The 13,303-nt window shown below is 44.2% G+C and carries 7 protein-coding genes; 3 read left to right on the forward strand and 4 right to left on the reverse strand.

Annotated features, from left to right (window positions below; genetic code table 11):
• The first annotated feature begins 78 nt into the window (after positions 1–78).
• The 3 genes from ZOBGAL_RS16610 to ZOBGAL_RS16620 are packed head-to-tail and all read left to right on the forward strand — an operon-like array spanning position 79 to position 7,428.
• The gene (locus ZOBGAL_RS16610; RefSeq protein ID WP_013994861.1) at positions 79–2,571 is read left to right on the forward strand and encodes a glycoside hydrolase family 2 TIM barrel-domain containing protein; all 2,493 of its coding nucleotides are present in this window, start codon (positions 79–81) and stop codon (positions 2,569–2,571) included.
• A 10-nt stretch (positions 2,572–2,581) separates the two neighbouring features.
• The gene (locus ZOBGAL_RS16615; protein ID WP_046287560.1) at positions 2,582–4,999 is read left to right on the forward strand and encodes a glycoside hydrolase family 95 protein; all 2,418 of its coding nucleotides are present in this window, start codon (positions 2,582–2,584) and stop codon (positions 4,997–4,999) included.
• Between the two features lie 5 nt (positions 5,000–5,004).
• Positions 5,005–7,428: a glycoside hydrolase family 95 protein gene (locus ZOBGAL_RS16620; protein WP_158499744.1), complete on the forward strand. Its 2,424-nt coding sequence runs from the start codon at positions 5,005–5,007 to the stop codon at positions 7,426–7,428.
• Between the two features lie 134 nt (positions 7,429–7,562).
• On the opposite strand, the gene ZOBGAL_RS16625 is transcribed toward ZOBGAL_RS16620, so the two are convergent.
• From ZOBGAL_RS16625 to ZOBGAL_RS16640, 4 genes are read right to left on the reverse strand one after another with little or no spacing between them, the layout of a single operon-like run.
• Positions 7,563–9,074: an alkaline phosphatase D family protein gene (locus ZOBGAL_RS16625; protein ID WP_013994864.1), complete on the reverse strand. Its 1,512-nt coding sequence runs from the start codon at positions 9,072–9,074 to the stop codon at positions 7,563–7,565.
• 46 nt (positions 9,075–9,120) lie between these two features.
• A complete protein-coding gene (locus ZOBGAL_RS16630) occupies positions 9,121–10,689 on the reverse strand; it encodes a sulfatase family protein (RefSeq protein WP_013994865.1) in 1,569 nt (522 codons plus the stop codon).
• Positions 10,690–10,699: 10 nt separating this feature from the next.
• Entirely contained in the window at positions 10,700–12,313 is a 1,614-nt protein-coding gene (locus ZOBGAL_RS16635) for a sodium:solute symporter (RefSeq protein WP_013994866.1), read from the reverse strand.
• A gap of 1 nt (position 12,314) precedes the next feature.
• The gene (locus ZOBGAL_RS16640) at positions 12,315–13,277 is read right to left on the reverse strand and encodes an aldo/keto reductase (RefSeq protein WP_013994867.1); all 963 of its coding nucleotides are present in this window, start codon (positions 13,275–13,277) and stop codon (positions 12,315–12,317) included.
• Positions 13,278–13,303: the final 26 nt, after the last annotated feature.

The raw sequence follows: 13,303 nt of genomic DNA on the forward strand, positions 1-13,303 counted from the left end.
CATAAACTTCGCTGGGGGCAATGATCATTTAAAAAAGTAATGTAAACCGGCTATTTACCAGATGTTAAAAATAAAAGAATGAATTTACTCAAAAAGGCACTATACACCCTTGGTTTTTACATGTTCGCACTCTCTTTCTACAATTGTGAAAATTCTAATGAACTAGAGGTAAAGCCACGCGAAAAAATAAAATTCGACTTTGATTGGAAGTTTAAAAAAGGGGATTTTCCCGGAGCGGACAAAGCGGTCTTTAATGATGCCGATTGGGAGACCCTAGACCTACCACATGATTGGAGTATGGCCGGGCCTTTCAAAAAGGATAATCCCTCAGGGAACGTTGGGGCCTATGCGCCAGGAGGAATTGGTTGGTACAGAAAGAAATTCAGTTTAGATAAGACCGATGCCGGATCAAAAATAAACATTGAGTTCGGAGGGGTCTATATGAACAGTGAAGTATGGATCAACGGGAATTATTTGGGTAAACGCCCGTATGGCTATATCAGCTTTAATTACGACTTGACCCCTTACTTGAATTTTGATGCGGATAATGTACTGTCCGTAAGGGTCGACAACTCCAAAGAGCCCAGTGCAAGGTGGTTTACGGGTTCTGGTATTTACAGACATGTTTGGCTGGTAAAGACCAATGCACTGCATATAAGCCGTTATGGGGTTTACGCTACAACTCCTGAAGTTTCAAAGGAAAAGGCTACGGTAGAGGTAAAAACGAAAGTGGAGAACGAATCTAATGGCCCGGAGAAATTTGTGGTCGTTAATACCATTTATGACGCTGGTGGCAAGGTATTGGCCCAGCATGAATCTACTTCCGAATTATTGGGAAATAAAGAAGAGGAAATCCTTCAGCAAATACAGGTAGGGACTCCGGTATTATGGTCGCCTGAAAACCCGTATTTATATACTCTAAGAACAGAAGTTAAACGGAATGATGAGGTAGTAGACCAAGTAGAAACCAATTTAGGAATTCGCAGTTTTGAGTTTACCGCAGAAAATGGTTTTTCATTAAACGGCAAGAACATCAAACTAAAGGGGGTGAATAACCACAGTGACCTTGGTGCGCTGGGTGCCGCTATAAATGACAAAGTTCTTGAGCGTAGACTGAAAATACTCAAAGACATGGGCTGTAATGCCATCCGTACGGCACATAATCCGCCAAGTGCCACTTTGTTGGACCTTTGTGATAAGATGGGCTTTATGGTTATGGACGAGGCTTTTGACGAGTGGTTGGAGTCATGGCCCTTCGGAAATAAAAAGAAAGAGGGAAAAGCCAAATACGGCTACCATTTGTATTTTGAGGAATGGGCCGAAAAAGATTTGACGGAATTGATCAAAAGAGATCGTAACCACCCATCCATTATATTGTGGAGTGTGGGGAATGAAATTCCCGATGCTTGTTTTGAAGAGGGAACGGAACGATTGAAAGTTCTTATGGATATAGTTCGTGAACATGATGCTACACGGCCAATAACCTGTGGTATTACCCATATGCACTTGGCAAATGAAAGCGGATTCGCTAGCCAATTGGATGTTACCGGGTATAACGGTGGCGGTGGTTCTGCATTTATGTACGAAAAAGATCGAGAAACCTATCCTGAGCGAAAATTTCTGGCCACGGAAGTACCCCATACGTTTCAAACCCGTGGGGTCTATCAAAGCCAATCGTGGTACAGGGGTAAAAATCCCTTGGGAGGAATTATGAAGGTGCCTGATCTTTCAAATGAAGAGGTGTTCGGTGAGGTAAGTAAATATTACAGTTCTTCTTATGACAATTCTATGGTTCGCATCTCGGCAAGGGATTCGTGGAGACGGACAAGGGACTTTCCTTATATGGCTGGGGAGTTCAGGTGGACCGGCTTTGACTATTTGGGGGAATCGATGTTCGGTTGGCCGGCCAAGCTATTTAATTTTGGCGTGATAGATATGTGCGGCTTTCCGAAAGACACCTACTATTTTTATCAGAGTCAGTGGACGGAAGCGCCTATGGTGCACATTCTTCCTCATTGGAATTGGGAAGGAAAGGAAGGTGTGGAAATACCGGTCGTGGCTTACTCCAATTGCGATAGTGTAGAGCTGTTCTTGAACGGGAAATCGCTGGGGACAAAAGAAATGGGTGATGCCATGGATTTGATGTGGAAAGTACCATATACCCCCGGAACCCTAATGGCTAAAGGTATTAAAGATGGCAAGGTGGTTTGCGAAAAGGTGATTGTTACCGCGGACAAACCTGCGAAAATTGAACTATTGGCAGATACCGATACCGTAAATGCAAACGGGCAGGATGTGGTTCACGTAGAGGTGAATATACGTGACAAAGACAACAATTTTGTGCCAAACGCCTCGAACGAAATTAAGTTTACCCTAACAGGGGAAGCTACTATCCTAGCGGTAGATAATGGCGATCCCAAAAGTGAAGAAAGCTTTATTGGCGATACAAGAAAGGCTTTTAACGGCAAATGCATCATTATTGTCAAAACCACTAAGAAGCAGGGGGAGTTTACGATCAAGGCGGAAAGTGAAGGTCTAAAAATGGCCACGGTTTCGGCAAAATCAATTTAATGAAGAACATATGAAAATTAGATTTCAGTCGAACTGCAGCACAGCGAAGCTGCAGTACAATTACAAGTTTATAAGTGCCGTCCTGCTTTTGTTTTTCTCCTTGGGCCAGCAAGCTTTGCTTGCACAAACAAGCCCTATTGGTATGAAAAATGGCAATAAGCTATGGTATACACAACCTGCCGCTGATTGGATGGAGGCCTTGCCCATTGGTAACGGTAAGCTTGGTGCCATGGTCTTTGGTGGCGTTGAAAGCGAGCGTTTACAGCTTAACGAAGAATCGGTTTGGGCCGGACCACCTATACCTGAAAATAGGGTAGGGGCGTTCAAGTCTATTGAAAAGGCGAGAGCCTTGATTTTTCAAGGGGATTATTTGGAGGCGAATAAGGTCATGCAGGATAACGTGATGGGAGAACGTATCGCACCTCGTAGTTACCAACCTTTAGGGAATCTGATACTTAATTTTAATTTAAAAGGAAGCCCAACGGATTACAGACGTGAACTCGATTTAAAACGAGCTATCGCAAAGACCGATTTCACCGTGAATGGGGTAAGATATACTAGGGAATATTTTTCCAGTGCGATAGAAAATACCATTGTAGTAGTACTTACCGCAAATCAACCGAAGGCGATTTCATTGGAACTTAAAATGGACCGAAAGGCCGATTTTGAAGTGGCCGGTGTTGGAAAAAACAGACTGCGTATGTGGGGACAGGCAAGTCAGAAAGGAAAACATCTTGGGGTGAAATATGAAACTCAGGTAATGGCCCTTCCTAAAGGAGGGAAGATGTCTTCTGAAAACGGGAACATAAAAATTACCGCAGCGAACTCGGTGGTTCTTTTGGTGTCGGCAAAAACCGATTACAACAAGAAAGACCCGTTCTCCCCTTTTACCGAAAACCTAAGTACGGCATGCGCTTCGGTCTTAAAGAAAACAGCTAGGAAATCGGTAAAAAAACTCAAGGAGGAACATATCGATGACTATCAACATTATTTTAATAGGGTAGTTCTTGATTTGGGAAGTTTTCCGGGTGAAGACAAACCTACGAATGAACGTTTGGAGGCCGTGATAAACGGGGCGGATGATCCGGGGTTAATGGAGTTGTATTTTCAGTACGGACGCTATTTGCTCATTTCCTCATCCCGCCCGGGTAGCCTGCCCGCTAATTTGCAAGGTATTTGGAACGATCATTTGGCAGCTCCTTGGAACAGTGATTATCACACCAATATCAACATGCAAATGAACTATTGGCCTGCCGAGGTGGCCAATCTTTCCGAATGTCATGAACCCTTTTTTGAGTTTATCGAATCTTTGGTCCCTTCGGGAAAAAAAACGGCAAAAGAGGTGTATGATAGTGAGGGCTTCGTGGTGCATCATACTACCGATGTTTGGCATTGGACTTCCCCTATCGGGAAAGTTCAATATGGCATGTGGCCTATGGGCGGAGCTTGGTGTACACGTCATTTTATGGAGCATTACAGCTTTACGGGAGATACTACGTTTCTGGCGGAACAGGCTTATCCCATAATGAAGGAATCGGCTAAATTCCTTTTAGATTGGCTTGTTACGGACCCTCGGTCTGGCAAGCTGGTTTCGGGCCCGTCTACTTCTCCCGAAAATAAATTCTACACGCCAAAGAATGGTGAAAAATTCGCGAACGTAGATATGGGGAATGCCATGGACCAAGAAATTATTTGGGACAATTTCTCTAATGTTCTGGAGGCGGCCAAAATATTGAAGATTGAAGATGCATTTGTAGATGAAGTTAAGGCGGCATTAAGCAATCTTTCCCTTCCTAAAATCGGTTCCGATGGTCGATTAATGGAATGGTCGCAAGAATTTGATGAAGTGGATAAGGGGCATCGCCACTTGAGCCATTTATACGGTCTTTATCCTGGTAAGCAATTTGATAAAAAGAAAACCCCGTATTATATAGATGCTATCAACCGAAGTATTGAACACCGTTTATCTAACGGTGGGGGGCATACAGGTTGGAGTAGGGCATGGATCATTAATTTTTATGCGCGATTGGGCAATGCCGATAAGGCCTACGAAAACATGAAAGTTTTATTGGCAAAATCTACGGCTACCAATTTGTTCGATTATCACCCTCCTTTTCAGATTGATGGAAATTTTGGTGGTACGGCCGGTATTGCCGAGATGATCCTTCAGAGTCATGAAACGGATGAAAACGGAAATACGATAATCAACCTATTACCCGCATTACCTTCGGAATGGCCTACGGGAAGTGTTTCCGGTTTAAAGGCAAGAGGGGGCTTTGAAGTTAGCTTTGCTTGGGAAAACGGCGTGCTAAAATCGGTGTCCCTTATTTCAAGCGGGGCTTCTATTTGTAAGGTTCAAGTTGGTGATTCCATAACGGAATTGGTATTCGCTACGGCGGAAAAACAAACCCTCACTGAATTTAAGTAATGGGAATGATGACAAAAAAAACAATCCACATATTGGGGGGGCTTCTCTTGTTGATTTCCTTTTCGGCATGGAGTCAAGAAAAAGAAGTCGTACAAAACAAAGCCTTGACCTTATGGTACACGTCTCCTGCAAAGAAATGGACAGACGCCTTTCCTTTAGGGAATGGTAGGTTGGCCGCAATGACTTTTGGCGGGGTAGCACAAGAACGTTTTCAGTTGAATGAAGAAAGCTTGTGGGCCGGTGTCCCTAGTAATCCTTTTGCCGAGGATTACCGGGCTAAGTTGACCAAGCTTCAAAAATTGATTTTAGAAGGAAAAACGCTTGAAGCCAATGCTTTCGGACTTGAAAATATGACGGCGGCTCCGGCTTCCTTTAGATCCTATGAGCCTTTGGGGGATATAGTATTGGATTTTAAGGATACGACCCATATTTCCAACTATAAGAGAGCACTCGATCTAGAAACGGGAATAAGTAAGGTCACGTACCGTACGGAAGACTCTGAAATGGTACGGGAATCGTTTATTTCCGCGGAAGATGATGCCCTATTTATTCGCCTATCGGCAAAGGGAAGTAAAAAGATCAACTGTACAATTTCATTGGCACGCCCAAAAGATGTCCGGATTACGGCAACACCGGAAGGAAAACTTTACATGTTGGGTCAGATCGTAGATATCGAAGCTCCTGAGGCACATGATGAAAATGCAGGAGGTTCGGGAGAAGGTGGAGAGCACATGAGCTTTGCGGCAGGACTTCAAACGAAGGTTTCAGGTGGAAAACTTTGTCATACGGAACATAATTTGGTTATAGAAAATGCGGACGAAGTTTTGATCGCCTACACGGCCGCTACGAACTATGACCTTTCTAAACTGAATTTTGATGCCTCCGTTGACCCATCTTTAAAAGTCAGGGGAATATTGGAAAAGCTCGATCAAAAATCTTGGAAAGAGTTAGAGTATACGCACCGTGAAGAACATAGGAACATGTTTGACCGGGTGCAATTTGATTTGGGTACATCGCCCAATGATTCTTTACCTACGGACGAAAGATTACTGGCGTTTAAGAATGGGGCAAAGGATACGGGACTTCCCGTGCAATTGTTTCAATTTGGTAGATACTTGCTTATGGGGAGTTCAAGAGGACCGGCTGTTCTCCCTGCAAATTTGCAAGGAAAATGGAGCGAACGTATGTGGGCGCCTTGGGAGGCGGATTATCATTTGAACGTAAACCTGCAGATGAATTACTGGCCTGCCGATGTTACCAATATTTCTGAAACAATAGATCCCCTGGTCAACTGGTTTGAATTGATCGTAGAAACCAGTAAGCCCTTGGCAAAAGAGATGTACGGTTCAGATGGTTGGTTTTCCCATCATGCCTCAAACCCTTTCGGCAGGGTAACGCCTTCCGCCTCTACCTTGCCTTCCCAATTCAATAATGCGGTCTTAGACCCGCTGCCTGGCGCATGGATGGCAATGAACCTTTGGGACCACTACGAGTTTACGCAGGATAAGGTGTTTTTAAAAGAAAGGTTATACCCTTTATTGAAAGGAGCCAGTGAATTTATATTGGATGTATTGGTGGAAGATTCAGAAGGTGTACTTCACTTTGTGCCTTCGACTTCCCCGGAAAACCAATACAAAGATCCGGCTACGGGACAAATGATGCGGATTACGTCAACATCGACCTATCATCTGTCCATCATCAGGGCCATGTTTAAAGCGACTTTAGAGGCTGCGACCATTCTTGGCGAGGGGAATAATGAGAGATGTAAACGCATTGTTGAAGCAGGGAAAGCACTGCCAGATTTCCCGATTGATAAAACGAACGGACGTATGATGGAATGGAGGCAGCCCTTGGAAGAGAAGGAGCCAGGACATCGTCATCTTTCCCATTTATTAGGATTACATCCTTTTTCACTTATTGATGAGGAGACTCCCGGACTTTTTGAGGCGGTTCGTAAAAGTTTGGAATGGAGAGAGGTAAACGGACAAGGGGGAATGGGATGGGCCTATGCCCACGGTCTGTTGATGCATGCTAGATTAAAGGAAGGGGAGAAGGCCTACAAGAATTTGTTTACCTTACTCTCAAGAGGACGAAAAAGTAGTTTGATGAATACCATCGGCCCTTTTCAGATTGATGGAAATCTAGGGGCTACTGCGGGTATTTCTGAAATGCTGCTTCAAAGTCACCGAAAGGATGCCCAAGGCGATTTTATACTTGACCTTTTACCGGCGATTCCTTCGGAATGGTCTACAGGAAATATTTCCGGACTTAAGGCTAGGGGCGGTTTTGAGCTTGCTATGAAGTGGAAGGAAAATGAACTGACCGTTGAGGTCTCTTCGGAAAAAGGAGGCTCTTGCGTTGTAAAAGCAAATAATAGGTTGGAAAAAGTGAAGCTAAAAGCAGGGGAAAAAAGAAGATTGGTTTTTTAGGGAAACTTAGTTTTAATGCTATGAAACAGGCCGAACATCTTACTGGTGTTCGGCCTGTTTATTACATATTGGGTCGTATTTGTGGTCTTCCTGTTTCGTGAGGGAAATTCTAAACGCTACAAGGGCAGCTAACCTTATTTGGCATGCTTCACCGCAGTATTAAGGAGGCTTCCGTCCTCAGCTATCGTTTCTATGGTCAGCTGTGCCGTTTTTCCATTCTCCGGAGGGCTCACCTTTACATGTAAAAAGCCGCCTATCGGGTCTTCTTGAATGTAAGGTTGCCGTATAAAACCTAGAGGGTCTGTTGAGCCCGGGTCTCCGGGTTTTCTTCCTGGTCTTGAATTTTGCCCGTTTACGGTTCCCGTACCAAATTCTTCAAAACCGGCCGGATGAATGGAATGGTACTGCCAATGGCGATCACCGGTTATGATGTAAAAATTTGAATCTAAATGGTGTTGCTTCAGCCAATGGAAAAAAGCATCCCGTTCGTGTTGAAAGCCGCCGTAGCTTACATGGTTATCGTGCTTTGTACCATCATCGGGGCCAACAAGGGGAGAGGCTACAATAAATAGTTTAAAGGTAGCTGTGCTGGCAAGTAGGGTCTCTTTGATCCATGCTAGCTGTTCCTTGCCCCAAATAGATTTATGCGGACCATCGGGTTTATCGTTGGCATCCCTATAATCGCGCCCTTCCGGCATCCAGATTTGTAGGTGTTTGTTTATTGGTCTCGTACGATAAGTGACGGCATTTTCATCTTCAAAAACCGCTATCGGTGCCTGCTCCAAAAAAGTGGCCCGGGCTAAACTGGGTGAGGGCTCTTTGCCGTTCTCTACGTTATCACTATCGTTATACCGATATTCATGGTCGTCTTTCATCAAATAGACAGGGGTCTGCCCTAAAAAACGGTACATACGGGGCATGGCCATTTGACGGTGCCATTTGGCCCGTAGTTCAGGACGTGTTTTTGCGATTCCCTCCTTGTTGGGGTAATCGTAATACACCGTATCCCCGGTTTGAACCCAAAAAGAAGGGTTTAGTTTAGACATCTCTTCCAAAGCGGGAAAGCCTAAGCTTCGGTCTTCACCTTCAGCGGCCTTACTTCTGCTTCCTGCGCGAAGTAGTCCTCCCCCAAGAAAAAATTTACCCAAATTTAAACAAGAGGTGGCCACAAAAGAAACGGGCTTTTCCGAGTCGGTTGTTTGTAAGGTGGAAAATTGACTAACTGGCCCCTTCTGGGTTTTTGATGGAGTTGCCCCGAACCTTACCCGCATAAAATAGGGGGTATCGGCATTGAGTCCGTCTACTTTATATTTTACAATAAAGTCCCTGTCCGGTATAGCTTCCAACCATGGTGAGGCTTTTGCATTTTTGAATTTAGGATTGTTCGCAAGCTCAAATTTGGCAAAGCCACGCACTCCCTGAATATCATAACTAAGAAGCTCTTCCGCAGAATCGAAACCATTTTCCGGCATTGTGTTCATGCTCGTAAGCCGGGTCTGTAAAATGGCGGACGACTGGGTTACTTCACCTACCATTTGCGGAAAGCTGTATATGCTAGAACGATGTTCTATAAATTCATAGGGAGGTTTAAGCGATAATGCGGTTGCACCTGCACCGGTCAGTTTTATAAAATTTCGACGTTTCATAGATTCGACTTAAAAAAATCGGTTTTTTTTGTAAAAGTAATAGGACTTAATTGGTGAGGGACGCGGCCTTAGGTTTAGGGGACTTCAATTTACCCCAGTCTGGGCCTTCATCCCTGATTTTTTTCCAGGTACGGATCATTATGGGTTTTAGTTTTTCCACCGTTTCGGGTTCGGATGCGGCTAGGTCATTTTCTTGGCCAGGGTCGGTAGATAGATTGTAAAGTGCAAATTTTACGGGAACGGAAGACTTCATCCATTCTACTAAGGTACCTTCCTCGGTCTTTTCGGGAAACCATCCTAGAAGGGTGTAGTCATCATAACGCATAGCCATGTGCGGCATTCTAAAATAGGTGTCCTCATGTGTGGGGAAAAGCCATAAGTAAGGCTCGTCCCTTTCAATTTTTTCCCCTAAAAAGGCCGAAAGGGCATCTTTTCCGTCCATATTTCTATCCGTAGGTATTTCCGCTTGGGCGAGTGTGGCCACGGTAGGCAGAAAATCGGTGGCGACGACCATGGCATCACTGGTGGTTCCTGCCGGTATTTTTGCGGGATAGCGGACAATGCCCGGAACCCGGTGGCCACCTTCAAAAGGATAGCGCTTCATACCTCGGTATATCCCTGGGGTGCCAAAGCAATAATCGCGAATAGGCTCTTCCCATGTTCCTTGTGATTCCTCTAGATTGACCGGATGCTCAGGACCGTTGTCACTTGTAAAAATTACCATGGTGTTATCATATGCGTTTTCATCCTCGACCGTTTTCATGAGGTCTGAAAAAGCATGGTCTAATTGGGAAACGGTGCCGTAATATTCTTTTTTATTTGAGCTGATATCATATAGGGTACGGTCTACTCCTCCGTATTTGATTGTCTGCTCTAAGCTGTCGACGGTGGCGTTGTCGTATAAACTGCTGAATTTTTCAGGTGGGGCGATGGGGGTGTGCGGCTCATGGGTCGAGACTACCAGTAAAAAGGGTTTTGATTTGTCGCGCACCTTGGTAAGCCAATTGGTGGCTTCCTTGGTAAGTACATCTACATACCATCCATCTGTTTCGCCAACTTCTTCGCCGTTTCGTAGAAACTTTCCATAATTTTTAGGTCCGGAAAAGGCATTATGGGTAGAGGCGAACCAGTAATCGAAACCTTGGTCCCCAGGGCCCGGTTCATCATATTTTTCAGATTTTTCAAGTCTCGATAAATGCCATTTGCCCATAAATGCCGTTTCGTAGCCTTGGGTTTTTAAGAGTTCGGCTAGGGTAACTTCATCATTTTGCATATGGGCCCCATAGGCCCCTTGAATGTAGTAAAATCCGCTTCTGTAAGGATTTCTTCCGGTTAAAAGCCCTGACCGGGAAGGCGAGCAGACGGTTCCTGCCGAATGGCAATCGGTAAGCAATACCCCTTCCGAGGCAAATTTATCAATACTGGGTGTCTGAATAATGGGGTTGCCATAGCATCCTAGGTCCCCGTAACCCAAATCGTCGGTTAAGTAAATGATGATATTGGGTTTTGGGTCAGCTTTCGCAATTTTCCCTGCTTTTTTAGAATTACAACTTGAGCCTAGTACGGCGGTAGCAAGGAGCAAAATATAATGGATGTTGGTAAACTTGAACTTCATGTATTTGGTTTTATTGAAATATGATATATAAAATGATGATGGACAGCAATAGCAATCCCGCCCAAAAGCGAACATCTTGGATGCCTTGGAACTTTTTGCCCGTTATGAATTGTAAGGGATTGTCCCAGGTGTACGTTAATTGCGCTTTGTCAGGTCTAGGGGTGAGGTAGCTTACAATGAAATATATTACGGTGCAAATACAGAACAGCCACCACGCTTGCATCATAAAGGGGATGCCCCATTCCGTCGTTATTATACTTGGTTTTCCGGAAAGTGTAGGAATAAAATCTACCGCAAAACAGGTCATGCCCAGAATGAAGCCTAAGGTCAATGTAATTAAAGAAGCTTCTTTTGTGCCCCGTTTGCTGAATACCCCAAAGAGGAATACGGTAGCTATCGGAGGGGCCAATGCGGCGGCTATCTTGTTTATGGCTTCAAAAATACTATTGAATCGACCTCCTTGGGTAGACCATGCCATGGCCAATATCATTACAACGACCGCCACCCATTTGCCTATGCTTACTTGTTTTTGATCGCTTAGGGAGGGTTTCAGTCTTTTTGCGATATCTACGGCCACCAAGGTAGAACAGCTATTAAGGGCCGCAGCAATGGTGCTCATGAGGGCGGATAGCAGTGCGGCGGCAAATATGCCCTTGATCCCCACGGGGAGGAGTTCATTGATTAAAACCGGTAGGGTTTCATTGCTTGTGCTTATTTTATCCTTGAACAGTACGTAGCCTATGATGCCCGGCAAGACCATTATAAAAACGGGGAGAATCTTAAGGAAGCCGGCGAAAATAGGTCCTTTTTGGGCGTCGTCCTCACTTTTAGCGGCCAGAACGCGTTGAACTATGGTCTGGTCGGAACACCAATACCACAAACCGAGAATGGGGTAGCCTAAAAATATCGAGTACCAAGAAAGTCCTGAATTTCCAGCATTTTCCCCACTTCTGATCATGCTCAGTTGGTCGGGTTTTATATGGTCTTTAAAATCGCTTAATGAATGTATTCCAATTTCGGGGAGGGCATTAATGGCAAACAAGGTCAACACCAAGGCCCCGATAATCAAGACGACGGCTTGTACGGTTTCGGTTATTACTACGGCCTTCAATCCCCCAAAAATGGTATAGGTAGCGGTAATGACGGAAATGATCAAGATGGAGATACTCACATCGATTCCGAAAAAAGATTTAAAAACGATTGCACCGGCATATAGGCTCATGCCGATATGAACGAACAAAGCCCCTAGTATGGCCATAAAGGCCAAGAATGAACGAGACTTGGAACTATATCTTTTTTCTAAAAACTCGGGAAGGGTAGAAATTTTGCTCCTAAAATAAAAAGGGGCGAAAATAAGGCCCAAGAGAATTAATACAACGGATGCCATCCATTCAAAATTCCCCCAAACAAGACCATCTTCAAAACCCGAAGCAGCCAAGCCTACCAAGTGTATGGTAGAAATATTACTGGCAAAAAGTGCGGCGCCGATGACTACCCAGTTTAGGCTGCGTCCTGCCAAGAAATAGTTGACGGAACTCATTTGGGTCTTTCTGGTAGACAGAATTCCCAAGGCCAAAATTGCCGCCAAATAAAAAATAATAATTATTAAATCTACATTTTGCATGTTAGTCGTTATATGCCCCGAAATCGAAATCTTTGTTCCGAAGTGGTTCAAGCAATGTAAGTAGCTTTTCAAGCATATCCTTATCCGCTAATTCTTCGCTCCAATCTACATTCTGGTTTAAATGGTAAAGTTGGTTGCAGCTAAACAATGTGGTCGGGATTTCAGAATTGCTTAAAGCGTACTGAATTGCTAATTTTTCTATATGAACATTGTTTTCTTTGCAGAATTTAAGCGTTTTGTCCATGATGGCCAAGTCTTTTTTTGTAGTAGGGTACCAATCAGGAGGTCCTTGCTTCGTTAAGAGGCCGCTGGCAAAAGGGGAGGCGTTCACTAGGCCCATTCCTTTTTCTTTGATTTGCGGGACCAATTCCAATAACTGATTGTTGATAAGTGTGTGATGATTGTGTACCAGTACCACATCTAAATCATAGTTGGGTATTACTTTGTTTAGTACTTCGATAGAGTAACATGAGATGCCGACACATCTAATTTTTCCTGCTTTTTTTAAATCCCTCAAGGCAGTGAGTCCCTCGGTTAGGGCAGTGTCGAGATGTTTCCCCTTATCGTATTCGATATCATGCAGGAAAAGTATATCTAGATAATCGGTTTGAAGCCGTTTTAGACTAGATTCTACGGAATGGGTTATGGCATCGTATCGAAAATTCAATTCTGGCGGTAAAGAAGAAGTCTTTCCTGCTTTGGTAGACAATATGAATTTTGAACGGTCAATCCCTTTTAAGGCCTTTCCTAAAAGTATTTCCGATGTAGTGGGGCCATAGACCGAATTCGTTCTTCCGTAAGCAGGGGAGGTGTCGAAATAGCTAATACCGCGGTCAAAGGCAGTTTGGACGGTCTTTAAAGCTTCGTTGGTTTCCCCTGTATTGAACATCCCTCCAATTGCCGAGGCACCAAACCCTAGTTCACTAATTCTTATACCTGTATTTCCTAAGGTGTTATATTTCATTTAAGGTTTAGTTTCAATGGTTATTG

This window comes from Zobellia galactanivorans, assembly GCF_000973105.1.
GTDB classification, from domain to species: domain Bacteria; phylum Bacteroidota; class Bacteroidia; order Flavobacteriales; family Flavobacteriaceae; genus Zobellia; species Zobellia galactanivorans.